Source organism: Rathayibacter sp. PhB186 (assembly GCF_003751825.1).
Classification (GTDB): domain Bacteria; phylum Actinomycetota; class Actinomycetes; order Actinomycetales; family Microbacteriaceae; genus Rathayibacter; species Rathayibacter festucae.
In genome coordinates this window covers 86,632-110,295 of the sequence record NZ_RJKO01000001.1, presented here as the reverse complement: position 1 = coordinate 110,295, position 23,664 = coordinate 86,632, and the positions used below count along the sequence as shown (strand labels likewise).

Below are 23,664 nucleotides of genomic sequence, written 5' to 3'. Positions count from 1 at the left end.
ACCCGCTTTGCCGTCTTGAGCATCCCTAAGACAACTCCGCGAAAGAGCTCCTGTGGAGGAGCGACGGCGGCGGCGCGGGCGCCTCAGCGTGCAGGCGCAGCGCGCTCGAGGAGGAGGACCCCGTCCAGGAGGACCGTGTCCTCGCCGTCGGGTCCGGTCGCCGTCCGCTCGCGGGTCTCGACGAGCCGGGGCGTCCACTCCGCCGGATCGAGGGCGAGGGCGGCGAGCTCCTCCTCCGGCGAGGCGAGGACGGGCCCGCCCTCGTGCCGGTGCGAGTGCGCGGACCAGGGCGGCGCAGCGGCATGCGAGACGACCGCGAGGACGCCGCCGGGCGCCACGAGATCGGCGGCACGGCGCAGGATGGGAATCCGCGGCAGCTCCACCATCGAGTGCAGGAAGCTCGACGCGACCAGGTCGAAGACGCCCTCGACCGGCCAGTCGGCGCTGAGATCCGCCTGGCGGACGTCGATCACGAGACCCCGGGCGAGCGCCTCGGCCCGGGCGCGCTCGAGCGCGGTCTCGGAGAGGTCGAGGCCGGTGACGGTCCAGCCCTGCGCCGCCAGCCAGAGGACGTCGCCGCCCTCGCCGCAGCCCAGGTCGAGGGCGCGGCCGGGGGTGACGTCGCCGACGAGCTCGACGAGTGTCGCGTTCGGCCGGCCCGACCAGACGCGGTCGGAGTCGGAGTAGCGCGCCTCCCAGTGCTCGCGGGCGCTGCCGGGCTCGGTGTCGTGCTCGTGCTCGTGCTCGCTGCTCATGTCGTTCCCTCCGGCGAGCGCGGCGCGTGCGTCCGGCTCCGCTCGAGGATGCCGGACCGCGCGCTCCGGAGCCAGCCGTCGTGCCGCTTCGGCACGGGCTCCTCCCCAGGTGCCGAGTGCGGGGCTCTCTCCACCGATCTCCGCGACCCCTTCCGCGACACCGCGGACGCCGATTAGCGTCGGCGGCATGAGCCTGAGCTTCGAAGAGATCATCGTCGACTGCACCGACTTCCGCGCCCTGGGGCACTGGTGGCAGGAGGCGCTCGGCTGGGACATCGTCGACGAGGACGACGAGGGGATCGAGCTGCTGCCCGCATCCGGCCGCGGCCCGAGCCTCCTCTTCCTCGACGTCCCGGAGCGGAAGACCGTGAAGAACCGCCTGCACCTCGATTTCGTGCCCGACGATCAGGCCGCGGAGGTCGACCGGCTGATCGCGCTGGGCGCCACCCGGATCGACGTCGGCCAGGGCGAGCAGTCGTGGGTGGTGCTCGCGGATCCGGAGGGGAACGAGTTCTGCATCCTCTCCGCACGCGAGTGACGGAGGGCAAGGATGCGTATGTATCGATAATCGTCTGAGAATGTCAAGGGTAGAACGATCGTTCTCGACACCTCTAGCATCGGCTTCGACGCGAGCCCGCCCCGGCCGCGCAGAGACGAGGAGAGACCCGTGAGCGCGAACGCCCTGCCCGCGACGGCCCTGCCCGCGACGGCCCTGCCCGCGATAGCCCAGCCCACGAGAGCGGAGAAGGCGCAGTCCCCCGCGCTGAACCGCACCGCCGGCCTCTACGCCTACGCCTACCGGCTCACGCTCTCGGAGTCGATGGCCACCGCCGCCCTGCACCAGGCCGCGGTCACCCTCCGCTCGGGATCACCGCGGGTCGTCGACGAGCAGTCGGCCCTCGAGATCGCACGGACGGAGATCGGCCGTCACAGCGTCGGCCGCCGCGCCGCGCTCGTTCCGGCGTCCGCTCCGGTCGGGCTCCGCGAGGACGACCTGCTCCGCTCCGCGTTCCACCGCCGCCTGCACGGCCTGCCCGCCCTCGAGCGCCACTGCTGGCTGCTGCGCCACACCGGCGGGCACGAGATCGCGGTGATCGCCGACCTCCTCGAGATCAGCGCCGAGCAGGTGCGCTCGGCCCTCGGCAGTGCAGCGGCGATCCTCGTCGCGGGCGAGCTCGCCGACGCCGGCGCGGAGGACGCCGAGAACACCGCCCTCTGACACGCGGATCGCAGCGGCGGGTGCGGGAGGGAAGGAGCAGAAGGGAAGGAGCCCGAGGGACGCCGGGTCCAGCCGGCGGCGCCCCTCAGGCGTCTGAGACCGCGCGGGCGGCGCTCCCTCGGGAGGCGTCCGGGCGGAGGTTCGGGGTCAGTCGAGGTAGTCGATGTCGTCCCACGGCTCCTGCAGGTCGCCGGTGTCGCGGTCGTCGTCGGGGACCTGGACCTCTTCGAAGATCACCGGCACGCCGGAGGAGATCAGCACGCTGACCTGCCGGTTGCCGACCACGACGAAGTCGATGAGTCCGCCGCCGGCCTGGGTCGCGCGGGTCGCGGACTCCTTGAGATCGTCGACGTCCGTCCCCTGGGAGAGTCCGTAGGTCTTGCCCTCGATGGTGACGGTGGTTCGGATCATCTGGCGCGCCTGCTCCTCGACTCGGGAGCCCTCACCCTACGAATCGCGCCGAAGTGCAGCCAGGCCTTGCGGAGGAGGCGGCGGACTGCCACGCGCGCTCGCGGACTCTGCGCAGGACACGCGCGGAACGGCCCCGTTCACGCTCCCCCCGCTCGCGTCAACGGGGGTCACGGCGGGCCGGGCGGACCGTAGCGTGGCCGACGCACGATCCGAACACCCGCTGGAGCAGGACCGACCGCGGAACGAGCAACGAGGAGGATCCCATGACGGACAAGAGCACCCCCGACACCCAGCCGGTCGAGCCCGACGAGGTCGACCCCGAGACGGCGACCGACCCCGAGGGCGACCCGGTCGAGAACCCGTCCGGCTGAACCGGGCGCGCGCCGCACGGCGCAGAGAAGGCTGAGAGCGCCGGACCCCCTGTCAGTCAGGGATCCGGCGCTCTCAGCCTGTGTTCTGCGGGTGCCGCAGTGCTGTCACCACGGCACCCGCCGGCCGGAAGGGGGAGGCCCGGCTCCCCCTCTCAGCGGCAGCGCCGCGTCGCGGTGATCAGCTGCGGTTGCGGCGTCGTGCTCGTCGCTGCTGGAGCAGCAGCAGTGCGCCGCCGCCCAGGGCGAGGAACGCGAGCGACAGACCGGCACCGGTCTCGACTCCGGTCGAGGCGAGTCCGCTGGTCGGCGGCGTCCCGGACTTCGCCGGGATCACCGGCGGGGTGGAGGCCCGGGGCGTGGGCTGGACCGTGGGCGTGGGCGTGGGCGTGGGCGTCGGGGTGGGTGTGGGTGTCGGGGTCGGCGTCACCACGGGCGGCGTCGTCGGCGGCGTCGTCGGAGGCGTCGTGGGCGGCGGAGTCGTCGGCGGCGTCGTGGGCGGCGTCGTTGGAGGCGTCGTGGGCGGCGTCGTGGGAGGCGTCGTGGGCGGCGTCGTCGGAGGCGTCGTCGGCGGGGTCGTCGGCGGAGTCGTCGGAGGCGTCGTCGGAGGCGTCGTCGGAGGCGTCGTCGGAGGCGTCGTCGGAGGCGTCGTCGGAGGCGTCGTCGGAGGCGTCGTCGGAGGCGTCGTCGGAGGCGTCGTCGGAGGCGTCGTCGGAGGCGTCGTCGGAGGCGTCGTCGGAGGCGTCGTCGGAGGCGTCGTCGGAGGCGTCGTCGGAGGCGTCGTCGGAGGCGTCGTCGGCGGGGTCGTCGGCGGGGTGGTCGGCGGAGTCGTGGGCGGCGTGGTCGGCGGAGTCGTGGGCGGCGTGGTCGGAGGCGTTGTCGGCGGCGTCGTGGGCGGCGTCGTCGGCGGAGTCGTCGGCGGCGTCGTGGGCGGCGTCGTCGGCGGAGTCGTCGGCGGAATCGTCGGCGGGGTGGTCGGCGGCGTCGTGGGAGGCGTCGTGGGCGGCGTCGTCGGCGGAGTCGTGGGCGGCGTCGTCGGCGGAGTCGTCGGCGGAATCGTCGGCGGAGTCGTCGGCGGAATCGTCGGAGGAGTCGTCGGAGGAGTCGTGGGCGGCGTCGTCGGAGGCGTCGTCGGAGGCGTCGTCGGAGGCGTCGTCGGCGGAGTCGTCGGCGGAATCGTCGGAGGAGTCGTCGGAGGAGTCGTCGGCGGAGTCGTCGGAGGCGTCGTCGGAGGCGTCGTCGGAGGCGTCGTCGGCGGAATCGTCGGAGGAGTCGTCGGAGGAGTCGTCGGAGGAGTCGTCGGCGGGGTCGTCGGCGGGGTCGTCGGCGGCGTCGTCGGCGGGGTCGTCGGCGGCGTGGTCGGCGGGGTCGTCGGCGGCGTGGTCGGCGGGGTCGTCGGCGGCGTGGTCGGCGGCGTGGTCGGCGGCGTGGTCGGCGGAGTCGTGGGCGGCGTCGTCGGCGGGGTCGTGGGCGGGGTCGTCGGCGGCGTCGTGGGCGGGGTCGTCGGCGGCGTCGTCGGCGGTGCCGTGGTCGGCGCGGTGGTCGGCGGGGCGGTGGTCGCCGGGGTGCAGGAGGACGAGACGAAGGTGTCGTCGTCGAGGGTCACGGCGCCGTTGCGGGCGAGGGCGCGGCCGTCGACGGTGACCGCGTTGGTCACGGTGATCGAGGTCAGCGCGAGGATCGAGCCCGCGAAGTCGGAGGAGGTGCCGAGGGTCGCGGAGCTGCCGACCTGCCAGAAGACGTTGCAGGCCTGCGCGCCGTTGATCAGCTCGATCCGGCTCCCGGAGCCCGTGATGAGCGTCGAGGCGGCCTTGAAGACGAAGACGGCGCCGTTCGCGCCCTCGGCGTCGAGGGTCACGGTGCCCGTGACGTCGATCGGGCCGGAGGCGGTGTAGACGCCGGGAGTGAAGGTGCGGCCGACGAGGTCGCCGGCGACGGACTCGGTGGTGGCCTGCGAGGTCAGCTGGTCGTAGGCCTTGACCAGGTCGGACTGCGCGCCGATCGCGTCGGCGTCCGCGGCGTGGGTCGCGCCGAGCACCTCGCCGGGCGGGAAGCCGGTGATCGCGGTGCCGGGACTCACGCCGAGGTCGAGCGGCAGGAGCGTGTCGCCGGTGTTGGTGACGGTCGAGCCGCCGAGGACCGAGAAGTTCCCCGCCCTCCCGAGCGTCGGCGCCGTCGCCGCCTGGGCGGCGGTCGCGGAGAGGAGCCCCGCGGACAGGAGCAGGATCCCGGTCGACGCTGCGATCCCCACCTTCCAACGGGCCCGGTCTCGTCGAACGTGGGAAGGAGTTCCGTGCGGCATCGTTGCGCAGCGATCCGCCCACGACAGCGTGGGCTCGTGACACCCGAGGTGAGTGGAGTCGAACCGTAGCCCCGGGCCTGAGCAGGAGTACAGGGCGCGATCGCCGGCCCGGCGCGGATCTGCCGGGGATCCGGGCGCGGATCGACGGAGTGTCACCCTAACGGGGGACTCCTTGCCGTTGCGCCGGTGTCCCCGGACACGTGACGCGGCCGAGGCCGCGATGACGCGGCGGCCTCTTGCCCCGCCCCCGCTCGAGTGGGACCGTGGGCCACAGCCGCCGACGCAGAGGAGCGCACCGTGGGAACCCTCGACATCGATCTGTTCAGCACCGTCGACGGGGTCGCGCAGGCGCCCGGCGGACCGGAGGAGGACCCTGGCGGCGGCTTCGCGTTCGGCGGCTGGCAGGCGCCGCTGGTCGACGAGGCGGTCGGCGAGCAGGTCCTGGACGGGATGGCCGGCATGGACGCCCTGCTGCTCGGACGGCGCACCTACGAGATCTTCGCGGGCTACTGGCCGCAGCAGCAGGGGCCGATCGCGGAGCTGTTCAACCGGATCCCGAAGTACGTCGCCTCCCGCGGCACCCCGCCACTCCCCTGGTCCGGCTCGGTGCAGCTCGGCGCCGACCTGCCCGCCGCCGTCCGCGAGGTGCGCGAGCGCCACTCCGCCGTGCACGTGATCGGCAGCCTCGACCTGGTGCAGACGCTGCTCGCCGAGCAGCTCTTCGACCGGCTCACCCTGTGGCTGCACCCGATCCTGCTCGGCTCCGGCAAGCCGGTCTTCGGCGGCGGTGCCGTGCCCACGAACCTGCGGCTCGACGGGCCGGCCGTCACCTCGCCGCGCGGAGTCGTGCGCCTGCAGTACCTGCGGGTGGACGGGACGCCCGGCACCGGGACGATGGGGCCCTGAGCCGCCGATCGACCCGCCGGCCTCGCGACCCTCCGGCATACTGACGGCGTGCAGGACGAGGACGACGAGCGCCAGGATCTCGAGCGCGCGCTCTACGCCCGCCCGACCGGGGACGACCGCGACGAGGCGCTGCGGGCCGAAGCGCTGCGGGCCGAAGCGCTGCGGGTCGAGGCGCAGCGGATAGAGGCGCAGCGCGCCGAAGCACTGCAAGCCGAAGCGCAGCGTCGGCTCCCGACCGCCGCTGCCCCGGAGGCGCAGCCCGGCCCGCGAGGCGCCGGACCCGCGCGGACGGCCGGCGAACCCTCGCCCGCCGCGCCCCCCGCCCGGTCGCGCCTCGTCCTCCTCGGCGCCGGGCTGCTCGTCGGCGGGCTCGTGGTCGGCGCGGCCACCGCCTCCGTCATCGGCGCGGCGACGCCCGATCCGGTCTCGACCATCGCCTCCCCCACGCCGACTCCGGACGCCGCCGACCGCTTCGCCGCGCTCGTCGAGGGCTGGGCGGCGACAACCGATGTCCCCCCGGGCCTATCGCTGATCTCCGGCGGAGCCGAGGTCTACAGCCCCACCTTCGAGACCGCCCAGGACGACCGGCTGCTGCTCACGGCGCCCGACGCCACCCGGATCTGCCTCGCCCTCGAGCGCCCCGACGGCTCGCTCTCGGCGGGCTGCACCGGCCTCGAGGCCTTCTTCGCCGGCGACGCCCTCGACGTCGTCGGCACGGCGACCGGCAACGACACCCCGGTCTACACGCGCGTCACCCTCCGCCCCGACGGCTCCGTCGAGGGCGGCTTCCAACTCGTCGCCACGCCGGGCCCGGAGGCGTGAGCGGCGCCACTTCTGCGCCGAAGATCGCAGTAGCGCCGCACGCGTATTATTATTGGTGATCACCAACCTTTCTGAGTGAGGAGCACCGCATGCGGACGCAGAGCCCACTCGCCGTCGTGACGCCGACCGTCGACGGCGACGTGCTGACCGTTCTGGCGCGCGCCGACGACTGGTTCACCGTCGGCGAGCTGCGCGCACGGATCGGCGGCCGCTCCCTCGAGGGCATCCGCCGCACGCTCACCCGCCTCGTCGAGGAGGGCATCGTCACGAGCCAGGCGGTCGGCAGGACGACCATCTACCGGCTCAATCGCTCCCATCTGGCCGCCGGCGCGATCATGGAGCTCGCGCGCCTCGACGAGACGCTGCACGAGCGTCTCGTCTCGACCCTCGAGGGCTGGGCGCCCCAGCCGGGCTACGCGGCGATGTTCGGCTCCGCCGCCCGTGGGGAGATGCGGGCGGGCAGCGACCTCGATCTCTTCCTCCAGCAGCCCGCGGCACCGACGGACGCCTGGCACGAGCAGGTGTCCGCCCTCGTGCGCGACGCGAAGGCCTGGACCGGGAACGACCCGCGCGTCCTCGAGATGTCCGAGGGCGAGCTGCGCGACGCCGCCGCGGACGAGCCGGTGCTCCGGTCCATCGTCGACGAGGGCATCCCCCTGATCGGCTCGCCCCTCGCCTTCCGCCGGCTCGTGGGCGCGCGATGACCGCGGACCGCGACGCCGACCTGGCCGTCGCCGCGGGTCGGCTCTCCAAGGCGGAGGAGTTCGCCGACGCCGCAGCGGTCTTCGTCGGCTCGGACGGCACCATCGAGAGCACCGACGCCTTCACGACGATGGCCGTGCACGCGGGGATCGCCGCGAGCGACGTGATCTGCATCCGCCGCCTCGGGCGCTACTCGCCCACCGGCTCGCACGCCGAGGCCGTCGCGCTGCTCCGGCGCGCCGATCCGGAGGCGGCCAAGCACCTGGAGCGGCTCCTCTCGCTGAAGACCAAGGCGGGCTACTCGGCGCGGCCGATCTCGGCGACGGAGGCCCAGGGCGCCCTTCGCGCTCACCGGGAGCTGCTCCTCCGCGCCCGGCGGTCCTGACGGCGCGAGCACCGAGCGCTGAACGCGCCTGTCAAGCCTGCGCGGGCGCTCAGAGAAACCGAGGGCGCGGGCGCCAGGATGCGGGGACATCCGCCCGCTCCGCCGAGCACCGACCTGAGAGGCCCCGCCGTGCCCGCCAGCACCCAGAACGCCACCGCCGCCACCGACTCCGGCACCACCGCGCCGCAGGAGTACGACGTCGCCGTGATCGGCGCGGGCCCGGCCGGCACCGCCGCCGCCCTCCGCGCGGCCGAGCTCGGCGCGAAGGTGGTCGTGCTCGAGGCCGGCCGCGTCGGCGGCACCTGCGTCAACACCGGCTGCGTGCCCACCCGCGTGCTCGCGAAGACCGCGCGCATCGTCCGCGAGGCCCGCACCGCCGGCGACTACGGCGTCGACGTCGGCACGCCCGTCGTCGACTGGGCCGCGACCGTCCGCCACGTGCACGCGCGGGTCGACAAGGTCCGCTCGATCAAGCGCGAGGCGCAGCGCTTCGAGGAGGCGGGAGTCGAGCTGATCCACGAGGGCCGCGCTCGCTTCGTCGACGAGAGCACCCTCGTCCTGGACAGCGGCCGCCGGATCCGCGCGCGCTCGATCCTGATCTGCGTCGGCGGCCACTCGCGCCGCCTGCCGATCCCGGGCGCCGAGCTCGCCACCGTCCCCGAGGACGTGCTGGCGCTGCCGGCCCTCCCCCGCCGGGTCGCGGTGATCGGCGGCGGCAACACCGGCGCGCAGCTCGTCACGGTGTTCAACGCCTTCGGGTCGGAGGTGACGCTGCTCGACCTCGCGCCACGCATCCTCACGACCTCGGACGCGAGCATCTCGGAGCACGTCGCCGGCGCCTTCGAGCGCCAGGGCGTGCGCGTGCACCTGGGCATCGAGACGGTCGAGCGCCTCGAGCGCGCGGAGGACGGCTCGATCGACATCACCTGGCGCGAGGACGGCTCCGCCCGCACCGAGGGCGTCGACGCCGTGATCATGGCGACCGGCTGGCCCGCCGACGTCGAGGACCTGGGGCTGGAGAACGCGGGCATCGAGGTCGTCCGCTCGGCGATCCCGGCCGATCAGTACTTCCGCACGATCGTGCCGCACGTGTTCGCGGTCGGCGACGCCAACGGGCGCGACATGCTCGTGCAGGCGGCGCAGTTCGAGGCGGAGGCGGCGGCCGAGAACGCGGTACTCGGCGCGAACCGGCGCACCCCGCAGTTCCTGCTGCCGGCCGGCGGCTTCACGGACCCGGACTACGCGGGTGTCGGCTTCACGCAGGAGCAGGCGCGCGAGCGCGACCCGCAGTGCATCGTCGCGTCCGTGCCGTTCTCGAGCGTCGACCGCGCCGTGATCGACGACCGCGAGAGCGGATTCCTGACGCTGATCGCCGACCGCCGCCGCGAGCTGCTGCTCGGCGCGCACGCGGTCGGCGAGAACGCGATCGAGGTCGTGCAGTCCGTGACGACCGCGATGGCGGCCGGCGTCGACGTCGCGACCCTGGCGAACGTGCGGTTCGCCTACCCGACCTACAGCGCGGTGATCGGCATGGCGGCGCGGGCGCTGCTGGCCGAGCCGGCGCGGCCCGCCGAGCTGGAGTGAGCGGCGCTACCCGATCCCGGAGCGCGGCGCCAGCCCTCTCCGGGTGTGGCGCCCGCTCCGAATGATGGGAGGAGGGCGACTCCTGCCCTTCCGCTCCCGAGAGGAACCACCGTGCCGATCCCCGCTGTCGACTACGCCCACATCCGCCTGACCGTCCGCGACATCGCCGTCTCGCGCGCCTTCTACGACTCCGTCTTCGGCTTCGCCGTCGCCTTCGAGGCGCCGCCCGCGGACGCCCCCGAGGAGCAGAAGGAGCAGCTCGCGTTCCTCTTCGGCGGAGTGATCTACCAGTTCCCGGGCGGACTGCTGGGCCTGCGCCCGGTCGCCGACGCGGGCGACCGCTTCGACGAGGACCGCATCGGCCTCGACCACCTCAGCTTCGCCGTCGCCGACCTCGACGCCCTGAAGGCCGCCGCCGCCGCGCTCGACGAGCTCGGCATCGCGCACGAGCCGATCAAGGACGCCGGCGGCCAGAGCATCCTCGAGTTCCGCGACCCCGACAACATCGCGCTGGAGATCAGCTCGCCGAGCTGAGCGCCTATGCCGCCCATGCTGGTCGAGTGGCCTCGCAGGGGCGTATCGAGACCCGGCGTCTTCAGGACGGTGGATCTCGATACGCCCGCGCCGCGGGCTACTCGATCAGCATGAAACGGGCCGCGTCCATGCTGGTCGAGTAGCCCCGCAGGGGCGTATCGAGACCCGGCCCCTGCAGAACGGCGGATCTCGAGACGCCCGCTCCGCGGGCTACTCGATCAGCAGGTGCCTCTCACGGGCGGCGCCAGAGGTACGGGGTCGTCGTCGAGACCTTCACGAGGCCCGAGCGCTCGAGGATCGGGCGGGAGTACTCCGTCGAGTCGCTGTGCACGAGGGTGCGGCCCGCCTCGAGCGCGGCGGCGGCGCGCGCGGCCGTCAGCGCCCGGTAGATGCCGCGGCCGCGGTACTCCTCGAGCACGGCGCCACCCCAGACGCCGACGACGTCGGAGTCCGCGACCGGCTCGAGCCGGCCGCCGCCGACCATGCGGCCGTCGACCTCGGCGACCCACAGCTCCATGCCGTCGCCGCGAGCGAGCCGTGCGACCAGCGCGTCGGCGATGTCCGTGTCGACGTCCTCGCCGAACGCGGCGTCGATCATCGCGCTGAACGCGCGGACGTCCGGCTCGTCGACGACGCGGCGCAGGGTCGCGCCGTCGGGCACCGGAGCGTCGCGGGTGAGCGCCTCGAGCGGGCCGATCATGATCGACTCCGTCTCCTCGGCGACGAAGCCGTGCCGCAGCAGCGCCTCGTGCAGACCGGGCGCCCGGTCGTGGCCGCGGGTCTTCCACTCGACCTTCCGGATCTCCGGGTCGGCGTCGAAGTGCGCGCGGGCGGCGGCGACGAGGGCGTCGATCGCCGACTCGTCCGCCCCGCCGAGGTCGCGGTAGGTGACGAAGCCGCGCCCGCCGGCGAAGGTCACCAGCCGGAGCGGCCCGGCGAGAGTCACCGCCACGGCGCTCGGTGTCTCGGCGTCGGTGCGGAGCTGCTCGTCGTAGACGCGCAGGTACTGCGCGCGGAGGTCGTCGGGGTGGGTGCTGGTGGTCATCCCGCCACGCTACGGGCGGGGGGGTGCAGATCGCCTCGGGGTGCCCATGCTGATCGAGTAGCCCGCGGAGCGGGCGTATCGAGATCCAGCGACGTCAGAACGTGAGTCTGCAGACCCGCCGCGCTGAGGACGGCGGGTCTCGATACGCCCCTGCGGGGCTACTCGACCAGCATGTTCGCCGCCGCCTCTTCCCGGTGGATCCACCGAAGTCAGAACACGAGTCTGCAGATCCGCCCTGCTGGTGACGGCGGGTCTCGAAACCCCCCTACTGGCTCCTCGACCGGCAGGGGTGCGCACAACATCAGCTGAGAGCAGGGGGCCTCCCCTGACAGCGGAGGCCCCCCCTTCTCAGCTGATGTTCTGCAGCGCTCGAGCGCTCCACACCGTTCGAGCGGGCCCTCCGGTGGTCGCACAGCACGCGCAGCGGGCGTGTGGAGGTCCGCTCGCGTCGGAAGGCGAGTCTGCAGACCGCCCTGCGGATGACGGTGGGTCTCGATACGCCCCTTCGGGGCTACTCGACCAGCATGAAAAAGGGCGGCCGCCGCGTCCACTCCCCATCGCGGAGGCTCGAAGCGGCTTCGCCTGCTCGACCGGCGGGATGCGGAGCGGGGTCAGCCGGTGACGCGGGCGATCAGGTCCTGGATGAAGGGGATGACGTCGCCGGCCTGGTCGACGCTCGCGAAGGCGGTGGCGAGCAGCGGCCAGACGGAGCCGACGAGGGTGGCGATCACGGCGGCGACCGCGGCGACCCAGGCGAGGGCGGCGTTCCGGGAGACCAGGGCCAGGGCGAGGAACGCCAGGGCGACCAGGTAGCTCAGGACGATCGAGAGGGTGATCGCGCCGACCGGGACGTCGAGGACGCCCGCGGTCGTCGCGTCGGCCGCGCCGATCAGGCCGAGCACCGGGAGCAGCACGCCGACGACGATCAGGAAGCTGACGACGACGCCGGTCGCGAGGGCGGCCCAGGCCGCGCGCGGCTTCCGGCGCGAGCCGTAGGAGCGGGTGCGCACGGTCTACTCCGACCCGCGGCGCTCGGCGACGATCACATCGGCGTCGTCGGCCGAGATGTCGTCGGCAGAGACGTCGTCGGCAGAGGTGTCGTCGGCCGAAGCATCGGTGGCCGAGGTGTCGGCGTCCACCGGCTCGACCTCGACGCGGACGACGAACTCGGCGGCGGGAGCATCGGCGGTGACGACCACGGTCTCGACGGCGTCGGAGTCGGAGTCGTCGGCGCGCTCGGCGTCAGGAGCGTCGGTGACGGGCGCAGCCGGCCGGGTCGCGACCTCGTCGGACAGCGAGTCCGCGGTGGCGTCCGACTCGGCGGCGCGGTCGGCGGCCTCGTCGAGGCGGTCCGAGGCGTCGTCGAGCGCGTCGGCGGTCCGCTCGCGGGCGGTGTCGAGCGCCGCGGCGCCCTTCTCGCGGGCGGAGTCGAGGGCGGCGCCGCCCTTCTCGCGGGCCGAGTCCATCGCGTCGCCGGCCTTCTCGACCAGCGAGGGGCCGTCCTCGCGCTCGGAGTCCGGCACCTCGATCGGGTCGAAGGGGCCGTGCACGTCGGTGACGTTGACGTTGACGACGACGCGCTCGCGGGTCAGCTGCGCGGCGGCCTTGCCGACCTGCTCGCGGACGGCGTCGATGACCTCTTGGACGGGGCGCGGGTACTCCGACACCAGGTCGAGGTCGAGGACGAGCGCGCCGTCGACGCGGGCGATGCTCACGCCGGGGCTCGTGCTGGTGCCCAGGACGGCGCGGGTCGCGCGGTCGAGGGTGCGGGCGGCGGTGCCGCCGAGGTGGTGGACGCCGGTGACACCGGCGGTGGTCTCCGCGGCGGCGGTCGCGAGCAGTCGCTCGATCGACTCGTCCTCCGGGTGCGCGCCGTCGATGGCGCGGAGGTCGTTCGTTCCGACGGTGTCGGTCATGGGGTACTCCTCAGTGGTCTTCCGGCCCTCCCGAGCGGGAGGGCCGGATCGTCCGGTGCGGCGGGTGCGCGGCACGGGGCGGCGCGGACGCCGCTACTGCACGCGGGCGCTGCTGCTCATCCTGGTGCGGAGGCCGCTGACGATCTGGATGACCACGGGGGTCTCCTCGCCCAGCACAGCGTCCCAGCTCTTCACCGCGTCGTCGATCGCGCGGCGGGTCCGCATCGGCGAGACGCCGCGGCGGGTGTGCGCGGTGACGCGGAGGACGGTGCGGTGCTTGACCTCGAAGGCGGTGACGTCGAGCGCGACGATCGAGGGATCGTGCGACAGCGCCTCCTCGAGGACGTGCTCGGCGACCTTCGCGTCGATGGTGACGGAGCCGCCGGTCGGCGTGCCCGCGCCGGAGCCGGAGCCCACGCGCAGCAGGGTCGACGTGCGTCCCCGGCCCTGGCGCACGATGAAGCGCACCAGCAGCAGGATCAGCACGAGGGCGACCACGGCCGAGACCCAGAGGATCCACGGCTGCCCGCCGGAGAGGGCGTCGCTGGTGGGCTGCGTCGCGTCCTCCGCGCCGGTGGACACCGTCTGCTGGACGTCGGGGAACAGCGCGCCCGCAGCGACGGCACCGCCGGCGAGCAGGAGCACGAGGCCCACGACGAACAGGAGGAGGCGGTTGAGGAACCGGTTGGTGGTGGTCATCGGACCGTCCCCTTCTCGGACAGGCGCACACGCGCGGTGAGCTTCGGGCTGATGTCGTAGCCCGCGAGCTCGGCGTCGACCGCCTCGCGGATGCTGCCGACGTCGAGGCTGCGCCCGGAGGTGCGGCCCACGGTGACGCCGGCCGTGCGTCCGCCGATCGACACCGACACCTGGTCGGGGTCGACGTCGCCGGCGTAGGCGGCGGTGCGGGCGAGGCTCTGCGCGATCACGCGGTCGTCGATGACGGCCGCGGTGCGGTCGGCGGCGGCGCGGCGGCGGCCGCGACGACCCGGGGAGAAGGACACGACGATCAGGACGAGCCCGATCAGCGCGGCGACCACTCCGCCGGCCACGATCAGCGGGACGGGAGCGCTCGCGGCGCCGAGCACCGCGGCCGCTCCGTCCTGCGGGGCGACGAGCAGCGCGGGCTGCCCGAGGGCGGCGAGCACCGCCTCCGTGCCGATCCACGCGAAGACGAGGATGAGCAGGACCGCGAGGACGATCGCCGAGGTGGAGCGGGACGAGGTGATCTCGCGCCGGACGAGCCGGGGATAGAGGGCTCCGGTGGAGCGGGTCCCTGAGGCTGCGGGGGTCGTCACGAGACTCTCCTTCGCTCGCGCAGGTCGGCCCCGGTGATCCGGAGGTCGACGCGCCCGATGGTGGACCCGGTCAGCTCGAGGCAGCGGGTGCGGATGGTGGACTGGGCCGTGCTGAGACGGCTGAGGACCGTGCCGGAGCGGCGGTCCCCCTCGCCGAGCGGACGGATGCGCAGGGGGGCCTGCGCGGTGACGTGCAGCTTCCCCCCGTCGTCGTCCAGCTCGACCGAGACGTCCGACGCGTCGACGTCGAGCGCCTCCGCGGTGACGGCCGACACGACCCTGCGCACGGCGCGCGAGGTGATCGTCGTGCGGCCGTGGCGGGCCTGGTCGGCCATCACCGCCGCGGTCACGAGGACCGCCGCCCGCGGAGGGTGTCGGCGAGCGAGCTCAGGTCGAGCTTGCCCTCGACGACGCGGCCGACGCCGTAGCCGATGGCCATGGCGAGGGCGACCCAGAGGAGTGCCCAGAAGCCGAAGACCAGGCCGGTGACGGCGAGGACGGCGCCCAGGATCAGGCCGAGGTGGGACGGAGTCACTTGACGCGGCTCTCGGTGTCCTCGTCCTTGTCGTCCGAGGGGATGTAGACGTCGGCGATGGTCACGTTGACCTCGGTGACCTCCATGCCGACGACCGAGGAGATGGCCTCGGAGACGGCGGAGCGGATGCTGTCGGCGAGCTTCTGCAGCGCGACGGGGTACTCGGCGACGACGGTGATGTCGGCGGCGACCTGCTTCTCGCCGACCTCGACGGAGATGCCCTGGCCGCGGTCCTGCGCGTTGATCGCGTTGCGGATGGCGCCGATGGCGCGGGCGGCTCCGCCACCGAGGTCGTGGACGCCGGCGACCTGGCGGGCGGCGATGCCGGCGACCTTCTCGACGACGCCGTCGGCGATCGTGTTCTTGCCCGTGGAGGTCTCGGTGCCGTGCTTCGCGGTCGTGGTGGCGACGGTGCTGGGGGTGACGTTGGTCATGATGCTCTCCCTGGTAGAAGGTGATGCGCGACTCGGTCGCGGTGACGACGATCCGTCGCACATGAATCAGACGTGCGGGGCTCCGGGATCGTCCCGCCGGATCAGCCAGTGCGCAGGAAACATCGAGCGACGACGCGCTCTGCGGCCAGCGCCGTCCACAGGCCGGGGAGATGCGCGGCAGCTGTCGGTGAAGCGGGCGTCCGGGTGGGCTCCGGGTGGACCCTGCGCGGTCTCGGGGCGGGCTCCCCACTGCGCCCAGGCCCGTTTTGTATACAGCGGACGCAGAAACACCGCACGGTCGGCGCCCTCTCGCGCGATTCGACGCCCGTGTGCGCAGGTTGTAGCATCGTGGAAACCTGCCCGAAACGGTGTTTGGGATACAAAAGAGGAGTCCTCGCGGTGACCATCACTCTGGAGCCGCCTCACCCCTCGCCCTGCTGGGAGCTACACATGTCAGCTGTATCCCGCACCACCGCTCCGCCCGCCTCCGGACACACGGTCGCCTCCGTCCTCGACTCCATCGGCTTCACCCGCGCGCAGTTCTGGATCTTCCTGCTGATCCTCGCCGGGGAGTTCTTCAACACGCTCGAGCAGAACTCGGTGGGTGCCATGGGCAGCCACATCAAGGAGACGCTGCAGATCGGCGACATCCAGCTCACGACGATCAACACCGCCACGGTCATCGGCGGACTGATCGGCCGCCTGCTGGCCGGCTACCTCGCCGACCGCTACGGCCGCCGCTTCTCGCTCAGCCTGAACCTGCTGATCTACACGCTCGGCGGACTGCTCAGCGCCGTCGCGATGAACTACGAGATGCTGCTCGTCAGCCGCCTGATCGTCGGCATCGGCATCGGCGGCGAGTTCATGATCGGCCTGGTCATGCTCTCCGAGATGGTCTCCACCCGCTTCCGCGGCACCGCGATCGGCGCCGTCAACGTCGGCGCCGGGGGCCTGGGCAACTTCCTCTCCTACGGCCTGTTCCTGCTGCTGCTCGGCCCGCTGGAGACTCCGCTCGGCGGCCCCGACTCGGTGTGGCGCTGGTCGTTCGTGATCCTCGCGGTCCCCGCGCTGCTGGTCGTCTTCTACCGCCGCAAGCTGCCGGAGACGCCGCGCTGGCTGCTCTCGCAGGGCCGCACGGAGGAGGCGAACCGCTCGCTCGCGATCCTCGCCTCGAACTCGCTCACCCCCACCACCGCCCGCCCGCCCGTCGAGCTCTCGCCGGACGACCTGCCGCCCGTGCGGATGTCCGCCTCCCCCGCCGCGGTGTTCAGCCGCCCGGTGATCCGCCGCACCGCCGCCCTCGGCATCGCGTCCTGGATGGCCTTCGGCTCGCAGGTCACGCTGAACTTCCTGATGCCGACCCTGCTGGTCGAGCGCGGCTACTCCGTCTCGGAGAGCCTGCTCTACACGATGATCATGAACATCGGCTCGCTCCTCGGAGCGACGACCGCGGCCCTGATCGCCGGTCGCGTCGGCCGCCGCACCGCCGTCGGCGCCGCCGGAGTCCTCGGCTGCCTCACCGCGCTCGCCTTCGCCGGGTTCGGCAACGGCACCGGGGCGATCCTCGTGCTCGGCGCTCTCTTCCAGTTCTTCACGATGGTCACCAACACGACCCTCGCCACCTGGACCGCCGAGATCTTCCCGACCGCGATCCGCGCCTCCGGAGCCTCGATCGTCAACGGCATCGGCAACATCGCCGGAGCGGTCATGCCGTTCCTCGCCGTCGCGCTCTACGGCTCGTTCGCCTTCGCCGGCGTCTTCGGCCTCGCCGCCGTGATGTACGCGGTGCTCGTCGTCGCCTCCCGCTTCGCCCCGGAGACCCGGGGACGCTCGCTCGAGGACGTCAACGAGAACGCGATCGCCGCCGCCGCCCACTGACCCGCCCCCGCCCCCGGCGCTCCGGCGCCGGGGGCGCGACCCACCACCGGACAGCACCTCAAGGAGCACCATGGACACCCTCACCGTCTCGGCCACCGCCAACGGACTCAACTACCTCCCCGAGTACGTCGCCGATGTCGGCGGCCTGTTCGCCGAGCGCGGCCTCGCCGTCACCGCCACCGCCTGCGACCCCTGGACCGGCGTCCTCGACGACCTCGACTCCGGCGCCGCCGACCTCGCCCTCGGCGGGCTCTGGGTCCCCGGCATGTACGCCGGCACCAGCCGCGAGCTGACCGTCGTCGGCCAGCTCAACCACCGCTTCCCGATGACGATCGTGGCCCGCCACGGCTCCGGACCGGTCGGCCTGGACTGGCTGGCCGGCAAGGTCGTGCTCGCCCCGGGCGCCGGCGGCAGCGCGCCGTTCGAGTTCACCGCGGGCCTGATCCGCGAGGCCGGCCTCGACGTCTCCGCCACCCGCTGGGCGCGCGACCTGTCCACGGCGATGATGCTCGAGCTCTACCGCGACGGCCTCGGCGACGCGATCGTGCTCGACCTGCTCTCGGCGAAGGAGCTCGTCGCGGCCGGCGGCGGGCAGATCGTCTTCCGCCACCTCGACGCGGGCGTGATGCCCAACAGCGTCTACTACACCCGCACCGAGCGGGTCGAGGAGCTCGCCGACCGCACCGAGCGCTTCGTCGACGCGATCGAGACCGCGATGCAGCGGATCACGGCGGGCCAGGCCGGCGCCGAGATCGACGCGGTGCTCGCCGCGCGCTGGCCCGACCGCGACTCGGTGCTGCTGCACGAGGCCGCCGACGAGATGGCCGCCGGCGGGGTCTGGGACACGACCGTGATCGACGAGGCCGCCTCCGACCGCTGGATGCGGATCCTCGCGGAGGCCGGGCTCGTCACCCGCGCCCCCTCGCTCGCCGAGCTGACCGGCCGCACGACGGTCGGCGCGCGCTGATGACGCTCGTCCTCGCCTCCGAGCAGATCGCCGGGCTGCTCCCCGACGTCGACGTGCTCGGCGCCGTCGAGCAGGTGTTCGCGGACCTCGGCTCCGGGGCGCTGCACCAGGGCGCGCCGACGGCCCTCGCGGGCGAGGACGACGGGCTGATCCTGCCGATGGCGGTCCGCTCCGACGCCCTGGGCCTGGCCGCCGTGAAGCTGATGGCCGACCTGCCCGGCAACGCGGCGCGCGGGCTGCCGACGCAGCGCTCGACCATCCTGGTCACCTCGCTGCTCACCGGGGAGTGCGTGGCCGTCCTGGACGGAGCGCTGATCACCCGGGCCCGGACCGCCGCCGCCTCCGCGGTCGCCACCCGGCACCTCGCCCGGGCGGACAGCCGGGTGCTCGGGCTGATCGGCGCCGGCAACCTCGCCGTCGCGCACGTCCGCGCACTGCAGGCGGTGCGCGACCTGGACGAGATCGTGGTCTGGTCGCGGTCGGACGCGACGCTCGACCGGTTCGAGGAGGCGGTGGGGCGCCCCGTGACCCGCGCCGCGGATCCGCGGGCCGTCGCCGAGCGCTCCGACGTGCTCTGCACGCTGACGCCGTCGGTCGAGCCGATCGTGCGCGGGGCCTGGCTGCACGCCGGCCAGCACGTGAACGCCGTGGGCGCCCGCCCGCGGCCGGAGCACCGCGAGCTCGACTCGGCGGCGATGGCGCTCGGCACCCTCGTCGTCGACAGCGCCGCCACCGCGCGGGCGAAGTCCGGCGACCTCGTCCTCGCGATCGCGGAGGGCGCCCTCGACGCCGCGGCCGGGCTGCTCGAGCTCGGCGACGTCGTGGCCGGGACCGCTCCCGGCCGCACGCGCGACGACGAGATCACCGTCTTCGACTCCGTCGGCCTCGCCGCGCAGGACCTCGCCGTCGCCGCCGCGCTGATCGACCTCGCGCGGCTGCGGGACGCGGGCAGCACTGTCCGGCTGTCCGGGGTCCCCGCGGCGGCGGGCCGCTGATGCGCATCGCCGTCGTCAACTGCAACACGACCGAGTCGATGACCGAGACGGCCGCCGCCCGCGCCCGGCTCGCCGTCGGGCCGGGCACCGAGATCGTCGCGATCACGCCGAGCTGGGGCGTCGCCTCGGCCGAGGGCTGGTACGACAGCTTCCTCAGCGCCGCGGCCGTCCTGCACACCCTGGAGCGGCTGCCGGCCGGCATCGACGGCGTCGTGATGGCCGGCTTCGGCGAGCACGGCCGCGAGGGCGCGCGCGAGCTGCTCGACGTGCCCGTCGTGGACATCACGGAGGCGTCGGCGCATCTCGCGATGCTGCTCGGCCGCCGCTACGGGGTGGTCACCACGGTCCGCCGCGCGGTCGGCCAGATCGAGGACAGCCTCACCACCGCCGGCCTGATCGCGCACTGCGCCGCGATCGAGGACACGGGGCTCGGCGTCCTCGAGCTGGAGGAGGATCCGCAGGCCACCCTCGATGCCTTCGTCGCCGCCGGCGAGCGCGCGATCGCCCGCGGCGCCGAGGTGATCTGCCTCGGCTGCGCGGGCATGGCGGGGCTCGAGGAGCACGTCGGCGCGCGGCTGCCGGTGCCGGTCGTCGACGGGGTCGCCGCGGCGGCCGCGCTCGTCGAGACCCTCGTCCGCCAGCGGCTCGGCACCAGCCGGATCGACAGCTACGCCCGGCCGCTGCCGAAGGAGCGCAGCTGGCCCGGCGGCTGAGCACGCGGACGGGCGCGGCGGCCGGCCGACCGCGCAGGCCGGGCCGAGCGTGTTGAATGGTCGCACCGGCGTCGCGAGGAGGACCGTCATGACACTCGCCAGCACCGAGGAGTCGCTCGCCAGCCAGACCTACCGGACGCTGCGCCGGCAGATCATCCTCGGCCAGCACCCCCAGGGGTCGCGGCTCGTCGAGGCCTCGCTGGCCGCCGAGCTGCACGTCTCTCGGCTGCCGGTGCGCGAGGCCGTGCCGCAGCTCGCCAACGAGGGCTTCGTGCGGATGCTGCCCCGTCGCTCCACCCGCGTCGCGCAGTGGAGCGTCGAGGACGTGGTCGAGCTCTTCGACGTCCGCCTGAGCCTCGAGACGCTCGCCGCGCGCCTCGCCGCGCAGGCCGTCGCCCGCGGCGCCTCCCTCGCTCCGCTGCTCGACGCGATCGACGCCGAGCACCGCGCCCTCGACAGCGAGGACTGGCTGGAGGTCGCCGAGACCTCGACCGTCGTGCACGAGGCGATCGTCGAGGTGGCCGGCAGCGCGCTGCTCTCCTCGCTGATGCGCGCCGTCACCGGCCGGATGACCTGGCTGTTCTACCTGACCAGCGCCCGCGACCAGCGCCAGCAGTCCGACGAGCACCACGGCCTGCTCGACGCGATCCGCGCGGGCAACGACCGCCTCGCCGAGTCGATCGCCTTCACCCACATCGAGAAGGGCCGCGCGCCGTCGCTCGCGATGATCGGCGGGCAGTGACGTCCGCGGCGCGGCGGCCGCGCGCTCAGCGGCGCAGCGTGTGGCTCGGCAGCTCCTCGAAGCGGGCCTGGTAGGCGCTGGCGAAGCGGCCGAGGTTGCCGAAGCCCCAGTCGCGGGCCACGGCGGCGACGGTCGTCGAGCAGGGGTCGCCCTCGACGAGGTCGTGGTGGGCGCGGTCGAGGCGGACGTCGCGGAGGTAGACCGACGGCGAGACGCCGAGGTGGCGCTGGGTGGCCTGCTGCAGGGTGCGGGTGTGCAGGCCGGCGGCGCGGGCGGCGTCGGCCGGGGTGATCGGCTCGTGCGCGTGGTGCTGCAGGAAGTCCAGGGCGACGCGGGTGCGCGAGGCGGAGGGGCGGCGGAGCACGGCCGGGACGTCCCAGGCGCGCCACGGGAAGAGCAGCAGCAGCGCGCGGGCCAGGTTGAGCTCGGCGGTGAAGCGCACCAGCGGGGCGATCGCGGCGCTCGCGAGCGCGGCCGTCGCGTCGGTCACGGCGGTGCGCCAGCGGGCGAGGACGCCGGGGTCGGCGTCGGCCTCGTGGTCGAAGGAGACGGGCTGGCGGGGGCCGGAGTGCGACTCGGTCGCGACGTCCTCGAGGAAGCCGGGCGCGAAGTGCACGAGGTTCTGGCGGTGCGGCTGGTAGGCCAGGCCGAACTGGCGCTCGGCGGGCAGCAGGAACGGCGCGGACGCGGCTCCGGTGCGGGTGAAGGGCCGCAGGTTGAGCTGGCCGCCGCCGGCGCGGAACCAGCCGACGACGTACTCGCGCAGGTGCGCGATCTCGCCGGTCAGCGCGCCCGCACAGTCGGAGGTGCGGAGGGTGACCCGCTCGCTCCCGCGGTAGGCGTAGCGGAAGGAGAAGCCGCGTGAGCCCGGCTCCACGCGGAACGAGCCGCCGCCGTAGGCCTCGGCGTAGACCGCGGACGCCTCGGCCGGGTCGGCTCCGGCGGCCTCGAACCGGCGCTCGGTGCCGCCGGAGAGGTCGCCGGCGGAGGCGAAGGGGCTGCCCATCGTGAAGGTCGAGCCGGGGGTCGCGGTCGAGCCGGGGACGGCCGGGCGTGCCGTCGGTGGCGGGGAGGTGTGCATGGTCGGGCTTCTCTCGGGGTCTGGGAGATCAGAGGCGGACGGGGGTGGGCCTCGGGGCTCTACAGATACAGACGGGTCGACGGCCGGAAACGTCACGGATCCGGGGCGTGCTCGCAATCCGGCCAGCGGATTCGCCGGGGAGGGTGGAGGCTGATAGGCATTCGGAGCGGCGCCTGCGGAGAACGCCCGCAGGCGCGGAACGACGGCGGAACGGCGGGAGGTGGCGATCGTGGCGGAGGCACTGCCCGCGGCGCAGCCCGACGACGCGCGGCCCGACGACGCCCGGCCCGACGACGCTCAGCCGGACGACCCGCTGCTCCGCGCCTCCGACGCCACGCTCGCCTCGCGGGCCGTGGACGGCGACGTCGCCGCGTTCGAGCAGCTCGCCCGGCGCCACGGCGCGCTGATGCGGGTCTACGCCGCCAAGCTGCTCGGCTCCGAGGCGGAGTCCGACGACATCGTGCAGGAGGCGTTCCTCACCGGTTGGCGCCGCCTCGGCGACCTCGACAGCCCCGCGCACATCCGCAACTGGCTGATGCGGATCGTCTCGCACAAGGCGATCGACCGGATCCGCGTCCGGCGCCGTCACGACGACATCGACGACTGGGACCCGCCGGCGCCCGCCGAGAACTCGCCCGAGCGGATCGTCGAGGCGCGGCTCCAGCTGGACGCCGTCTGGGAAGCACTGGACCGATTGCCCTCCGATCAGCGACGCTGTTGGCTGCTCCGCGAGACCGCCGGCTACAGCTACCAGGAGATCGCCGACGCTCTCGAACTCCCCGTCTCGACGGTCCGCGGCCTGCTCGCCCGAGCCCGCCGCTTCCTGCTTCACGAACTGGAGGCATGGCGATGACCACCGACGACATGCCCACCGCCGAGCCGGACGAGAACGCCGTGCCCGAGAGCGCCGTGCCCGAGAACGACGTGCCCGAGAACGACGTGCCCGACGACGACCTCGACGGCCACACGCTCGAGGAGCTGGGCGAGTACCTCGACCGCGGGCGCACCCCCGTCGATCCCTCGATCGAGGGTTCCGCGGCCTGCCGGCTCGCGCTCGCGAACCTCACCCGCTTGAACGAGCTGTCGGCCACCGCGCTGCGCCGCCGCGCCGACGCGGAGCCGGACCGCGACGAGGTCTGGATCGCCGGACTCCTCGACGCCATCCGCTCCGAGGTGCGCTCCGGGCGCGACGTGCCGATCCGCCACCCCGACCCGACGCTGCGGCTCGCCCTGACCGAGGCGGCGGTGCGCGGGATGATCCGGCGCGCCGGCGACACCATGGGCGGCGTCATCATGGGCCGCTGCACCCTCGACGGCGACGTCGGGACGCCGGGCGCGGTGATCCGGGTCGACGTCACCTTCGCGCTCGAGTTCGGGATCCCCGTCGCGACGGTCGCGGACCGCCTGCGCGAGCGGATCCGCTACGCCCTCGAGCGGCACACCGAGCTCGTCGTCGGCGCGATCGACGTGACCGTGGACGACGTGTACCCGAGCAGGGAGGACCAGCCGTGACCGACAGCACTGCGACCGACAGCACTGGGATCGACAGCACCGGGACCGACGACAGCACCCTCGACGACAGCGCCCTCGTCGACTCGGCCCGCGAGGACACCGCCCGCGACGACACCGCGCTCTCGCAGCGCCTCACCGCGGCGATCCGCGACTCCGAGGGGGTCACCGGCGTCTATCCGGCCCAGCCGATCCTCGAGGCGGCCGCCGATGCGCTGGCCGTGACGCTCGCCCTGCGGCAGCCCGACGTGCTCGTCGACATCGACCGCTCGGACGGCTTCACCACGGTGAGCGCGCACATCGCGGCGACCGCGGCGCTGCCCGCGCCCGAGACCCTGCGCGCGGTCGGCGAGGAGCTGCGGCGCCTGCTCGACGCGGAGCCGACGGTGACCGGCCCGCTCGCCGTGAACGTGAAGGTCCGGCTGATCGAGGACTCGGGCCGCGCCGCGGAGTGACGGACGCCTCGTCTCGCGCGGAAGGCGTGCACAACTAAGGCTGAACGGCCCGAAATCGCGAGAGATCGCGTCGATCGGGGCATCCAGCCTTAGTTGTGTACCGGTTCC

28 protein-coding genes and 1 pseudogene are annotated in these 23,664 nt (G+C 73.8%); 16 read left to right on the top strand and 13 right to left on the bottom strand.

Annotation, left to right across the window (positions count from 1 at the left end; genetic code table 11):
* Positions 1 to 83: 83 nt before the first annotated feature.
* Positions 84 to 755, bottom strand: a complete 672-nt coding sequence (locus EDF45_RS00535; RefSeq protein ID WP_123734558.1) for a cyclopropane-fatty-acyl-phospholipid synthase family protein — start codon at positions 753 to 755, stop codon at positions 84 to 86.
* Positions 756 to 942: 187 nt separating this feature from the next.
* Between EDF45_RS00535 and EDF45_RS00530 the strand changes: the two genes are divergently transcribed.
* Complete coding sequence (locus EDF45_RS00530; RefSeq protein WP_123447481.1) at positions 943 to 1,293, top strand: VOC family protein; 351 nt, start codon at positions 943 to 945, stop codon at positions 1,291 to 1,293.
* Positions 1,294 to 1,422: 129 nt separating this feature from the next.
* A complete protein-coding gene (locus EDF45_RS00525; protein ID WP_123734557.1) occupies positions 1,423 to 1,974 on the top strand; it encodes a sigma-70 family RNA polymerase sigma factor in 552 nt (183 codons plus the stop codon).
* Positions 1,975 to 2,121: 147 nt separating this feature from the next.
* Here EDF45_RS00525 and EDF45_RS00520 read toward each other — a convergent pair whose 3' ends face one another.
* From EDF45_RS00520 to EDF45_RS21105, 3 genes and pseudogenes are all read right to left on the bottom strand, one after another.
* Positions 2,122 to 2,385: a hypothetical protein gene (locus EDF45_RS00520; RefSeq protein WP_123447479.1), complete on the bottom strand. Its 264-nt coding sequence runs from the start codon at positions 2,383 to 2,385 to the stop codon at positions 2,122 to 2,124.
* Between the two features lie 549 nt (positions 2,386 to 2,934).
* Positions 2,935 to 3,186: a hypothetical protein gene (locus tag EDF45_RS21110; RefSeq protein ID WP_185020126.1), complete on the bottom strand. Its 252-nt coding sequence runs from the start codon at positions 3,184 to 3,186 to the stop codon at positions 2,935 to 2,937.
* Positions 3,187 to 4,398: 1,212 nt separating this feature from the next.
* Positions 4,399 to 5,055, bottom strand: a pseudogene (locus EDF45_RS21105) (ice-binding family protein); the annotation flags it as partial.
* A 297-nt stretch (positions 5,056 to 5,352) separates the two neighbouring features.
* On the opposite strand from EDF45_RS21105, the gene EDF45_RS00510 reads away from it, so the two are divergent.
* The 6 genes from EDF45_RS00510 (at position 5,353) to EDF45_RS00485 (ending at position 9,988) form a co-directional block, all read left to right on the top strand.
* Positions 5,353 to 5,961 carry a dihydrofolate reductase family protein gene (locus EDF45_RS00510; protein WP_123734556.1) on the top strand — a complete coding sequence of 203 codons (609 nt, stop codon included), beginning with the start codon at positions 5,353 to 5,355 and terminating at the stop codon, positions 5,959 to 5,961.
* Positions 5,962 to 6,009: 48 nt separating this feature from the next.
* Positions 6,010 to 6,783 (top strand): hypothetical protein, encoded by a 774-nt coding sequence (locus EDF45_RS00505; protein ID WP_123734555.1) that lies wholly within the window; start codon positions 6,010 to 6,012, stop codon positions 6,781 to 6,783.
* Positions 6,784 to 6,872: 89 nt separating this feature from the next.
* Positions 6,873 to 7,487: a nucleotidyltransferase domain-containing protein gene (locus EDF45_RS00500; RefSeq protein ID WP_123734554.1), complete on the top strand. Its 615-nt coding sequence runs from the start codon at positions 6,873 to 6,875 to the stop codon at positions 7,485 to 7,487.
* Positions 7,484 to 7,870 (top strand): hypothetical protein, encoded by a 387-nt coding sequence (locus tag EDF45_RS00495; RefSeq protein ID WP_123734553.1) that lies wholly within the window; start codon positions 7,484 to 7,486, stop codon positions 7,868 to 7,870. The genes EDF45_RS00500 and EDF45_RS00495 overlap by 4 nt, the downstream gene beginning before the upstream one ends.
* A 129-nt stretch (positions 7,871 to 7,999) precedes the next feature.
* Positions 8,000 to 9,454 (top strand): NAD(P)/FAD-dependent oxidoreductase, encoded by a 1,455-nt coding sequence (locus EDF45_RS00490; protein ID WP_260311723.1) that lies wholly within the window; start codon positions 8,000 to 8,002, stop codon positions 9,452 to 9,454.
* A 111-nt stretch (positions 9,455 to 9,565) separates the two neighbouring features.
* Entirely contained in the window at positions 9,566 to 9,988 is a 423-nt protein-coding gene (locus tag EDF45_RS00485; RefSeq protein ID WP_123734551.1) for a VOC family protein, read from the top strand.
* A gap of 232 nt (positions 9,989 to 10,220) precedes the next feature.
* Here the strand turns inward: EDF45_RS00485 and EDF45_RS00480 are convergent, their stop codons facing one another.
* The 8 genes from EDF45_RS00480 to EDF45_RS00445 all read right to left on the bottom strand — a co-directional run bounded on the left by EDF45_RS00480 (position 10,221) and on the right by EDF45_RS00445 (position 15,216).
* A complete protein-coding gene (locus tag EDF45_RS00480; protein ID WP_123734550.1) occupies positions 10,221 to 11,033 on the bottom strand; it encodes a GNAT family N-acetyltransferase in 813 nt (270 codons plus the stop codon).
* A 611-nt stretch (positions 11,034 to 11,644) separates the two neighbouring features.
* Positions 11,645 to 12,043, bottom strand: a complete 399-nt coding sequence (locus tag EDF45_RS00475; protein WP_123734549.1) for a hypothetical protein — start codon at positions 12,041 to 12,043, stop codon at positions 11,645 to 11,647.
* 3 nt (positions 12,044 to 12,046) lie between these two features.
* Positions 12,047 to 12,949 carry an Asp23/Gls24 family envelope stress response protein gene (locus EDF45_RS00470; RefSeq protein WP_123734548.1) on the bottom strand — a complete coding sequence of 301 codons (903 nt, stop codon included), beginning with the start codon at positions 12,947 to 12,949 and terminating at the stop codon, positions 12,047 to 12,049.
* Positions 12,950 to 13,042: 93 nt separating this feature from the next.
* Positions 13,043 to 13,648, bottom strand: coding sequence for a hypothetical protein (locus tag EDF45_RS00465; RefSeq protein ID WP_123734547.1), 606 nt, complete (start codon positions 13,646 to 13,648; stop codon positions 13,043 to 13,045).
* Positions 13,645 to 14,247: a DUF6286 domain-containing protein gene (locus tag EDF45_RS00460; RefSeq protein WP_123734546.1), complete on the bottom strand. Its 603-nt coding sequence runs from the start codon at positions 14,245 to 14,247 to the stop codon at positions 13,645 to 13,647. Before EDF45_RS00460 ends, EDF45_RS00465 begins: the two co-directional genes overlap by 4 nt.
* Entirely contained in the window at positions 14,244 to 14,597 is a 354-nt protein-coding gene (locus EDF45_RS00455; RefSeq protein ID WP_243581525.1) for a hypothetical protein, read from the bottom strand. The genes EDF45_RS00460 and EDF45_RS00455 overlap by 4 nt, the downstream gene beginning before the upstream one ends.
* Positions 14,594 to 14,782 (bottom strand): DUF2273 domain-containing protein, encoded by a 189-nt coding sequence (locus EDF45_RS00450; RefSeq protein ID WP_123734545.1) that lies wholly within the window; start codon positions 14,780 to 14,782, stop codon positions 14,594 to 14,596. The genes EDF45_RS00455 and EDF45_RS00450 overlap by 4 nt, the downstream gene beginning before the upstream one ends.
* Positions 14,779 to 15,216, bottom strand: coding sequence for an Asp23/Gls24 family envelope stress response protein (locus EDF45_RS00445; RefSeq protein ID WP_123734544.1), 438 nt, complete (start codon positions 15,214 to 15,216; stop codon positions 14,779 to 14,781). The genes EDF45_RS00450 and EDF45_RS00445 overlap by 4 nt, the downstream gene beginning before the upstream one ends.
* A gap of 450 nt (positions 15,217 to 15,666) precedes the next feature.
* Here EDF45_RS00445 and EDF45_RS00440 point away from each other — a divergent pair, with 450 nt between their 5' ends.
* The 5 genes from EDF45_RS00440 to EDF45_RS00420 all read left to right on the top strand — a co-directional run bounded on the left by EDF45_RS00440 (position 15,667) and on the right by EDF45_RS00420 (position 20,511).
* A complete protein-coding gene (locus tag EDF45_RS00440) occupies positions 15,667 to 17,094 on the top strand; it encodes an MFS transporter (protein ID WP_243581528.1) in 1,428 nt (475 codons plus the stop codon).
* 70 nt (positions 17,095 to 17,164) lie between these two features.
* A complete protein-coding gene (locus EDF45_RS00435; protein WP_123734543.1) occupies positions 17,165 to 18,061 on the top strand; it encodes an ABC transporter substrate-binding protein in 897 nt (298 codons plus the stop codon).
* Complete coding sequence (locus tag EDF45_RS00430) at positions 18,061 to 19,056, top strand: ornithine cyclodeaminase family protein (protein WP_123734542.1); 996 nt, start codon at positions 18,061 to 18,063, stop codon at positions 19,054 to 19,056. The genes EDF45_RS00435 and EDF45_RS00430 overlap by 1 nt, the downstream gene beginning before the upstream one ends.
* Positions 19,056 to 19,769, top strand: coding sequence for an aspartate/glutamate racemase family protein (locus EDF45_RS00425; RefSeq protein WP_104226500.1), 714 nt, complete (start codon positions 19,056 to 19,058; stop codon positions 19,767 to 19,769). The genes EDF45_RS00430 and EDF45_RS00425 overlap by 1 nt, the downstream gene beginning before the upstream one ends.
* Before the next feature lie 88 nt (positions 19,770 to 19,857).
* Positions 19,858 to 20,511, top strand: coding sequence for a GntR family transcriptional regulator (locus EDF45_RS00420; protein ID WP_123734541.1), 654 nt, complete (start codon positions 19,858 to 19,860; stop codon positions 20,509 to 20,511).
* Between the two features lie 25 nt (positions 20,512 to 20,536).
* On the opposite strand, the gene EDF45_RS00415 is transcribed toward EDF45_RS00420, so the two are convergent.
* Positions 20,537 to 21,592: a helix-turn-helix domain-containing protein gene (locus EDF45_RS00415; protein ID WP_123734540.1), complete on the bottom strand. Its 1,056-nt coding sequence runs from the start codon at positions 21,590 to 21,592 to the stop codon at positions 20,537 to 20,539.
* 229 nt (positions 21,593 to 21,821) lie between these two features.
* Between EDF45_RS00415 and EDF45_RS00410 the strand changes: the two genes are divergently transcribed.
* From EDF45_RS00410 to EDF45_RS00400, 3 genes are read left to right on the top strand one after another with little or no spacing between them, the layout of a single operon-like run.
* Positions 21,822 to 22,445: an RNA polymerase sigma factor gene (locus tag EDF45_RS00410; RefSeq protein ID WP_311316329.1), complete on the top strand. Its 624-nt coding sequence runs from the start codon at positions 21,822 to 21,824 to the stop codon at positions 22,443 to 22,445.
* The gene (locus tag EDF45_RS00405) at positions 22,442 to 23,104 is read left to right on the top strand and encodes an Asp23/Gls24 family envelope stress response protein (protein ID WP_260311722.1); all 663 of its coding nucleotides are present in this window, start codon (positions 22,442 to 22,444) and stop codon (positions 23,102 to 23,104) included. Before EDF45_RS00410 ends, EDF45_RS00405 begins: the two co-directional genes overlap by 4 nt.
* The gene (locus EDF45_RS00400; RefSeq protein ID WP_123734539.1) at positions 23,101 to 23,556 is read left to right on the top strand and encodes a hypothetical protein; all 456 of its coding nucleotides are present in this window, start codon (positions 23,101 to 23,103) and stop codon (positions 23,554 to 23,556) included. Before EDF45_RS00405 ends, EDF45_RS00400 begins: the two co-directional genes overlap by 4 nt.
* The last annotated feature ends 108 nt before the right edge of the window (positions 23,557 to 23,664 follow it).

Coding starts and splice junctions, on each gene's coding strand:
- EDF45_RS00535 (WP_123734558.1), bottom strand. CDS start 755: ATGAGCAGCGAGCACGAGCACGAGCACGACACCGAGCCCGGCAGCGCC.
- EDF45_RS00530 (WP_123447481.1), top strand. CDS start 943: ATGAGCCTGAGCTTCGAAGAGATCATCGTCGACTGCACCGACTTCCGC.
- EDF45_RS00520 (WP_123447479.1), bottom strand. CDS start 2,385: ATGATCCGAACCACCGTCACCATCGAGGGCAAGACCTACGGACTCTCC.
- EDF45_RS00500 (WP_123734554.1), top strand. CDS start 6,873: ATGCGGACGCAGAGCCCACTCGCCGTCGTGACGCCGACCGTCGACGGC.
- EDF45_RS00495 (WP_123734553.1), top strand. CDS start 7,484: ATGACCGCGGACCGCGACGCCGACCTGGCCGTCGCCGCGGGTCGGCTC.
- EDF45_RS00480 (WP_123734550.1), bottom strand. CDS start 11,033: ATGACCACCAGCACCCACCCCGACGACCTCCGCGCGCAGTACCTGCGC.
- EDF45_RS00470 (WP_123734548.1), bottom strand. CDS start 12,949: ATGACCGACACCGTCGGAACGAACGACCTCCGCGCCATCGACGGCGCG.
- EDF45_RS00465 (WP_123734547.1), bottom strand. CDS start 13,648: ATGACCACCACCAACCGGTTCCTCAACCGCCTCCTCCTGTTCGTCGTG.
- EDF45_RS00445 (WP_123734544.1), bottom strand. CDS start 15,216: ATGACCAACGTCACCCCCAGCACCGTCGCCACCACGACCGCGAAGCAC.
- EDF45_RS00440 (WP_243581528.1), top strand. CDS start 15,667: ATGTCAGCTGTATCCCGCACCACCGCTCCGCCCGCCTCCGGACACACG.
- EDF45_RS00435 (WP_123734543.1), top strand. CDS start 17,165: ATGGACACCCTCACCGTCTCGGCCACCGCCAACGGACTCAACTACCTC.
- EDF45_RS00430 (WP_123734542.1), top strand. CDS start 18,061: ATGACGCTCGTCCTCGCCTCCGAGCAGATCGCCGGGCTGCTCCCCGAC.
- EDF45_RS00425 (WP_104226500.1), top strand. CDS start 19,056: ATGCGCATCGCCGTCGTCAACTGCAACACGACCGAGTCGATGACCGAG.
- EDF45_RS00420 (WP_123734541.1), top strand. CDS start 19,858: ATGACACTCGCCAGCACCGAGGAGTCGCTCGCCAGCCAGACCTACCGG.
- EDF45_RS00415 (WP_123734540.1), bottom strand. CDS start 21,592: ATGCACACCTCCCCGCCACCGACGGCACGCCCGGCCGTCCCCGGCTCG.
- EDF45_RS00405 (WP_260311722.1), top strand. CDS start 22,442: ATGACCACCGACGACATGCCCACCGCCGAGCCGGACGAGAACGCCGTG.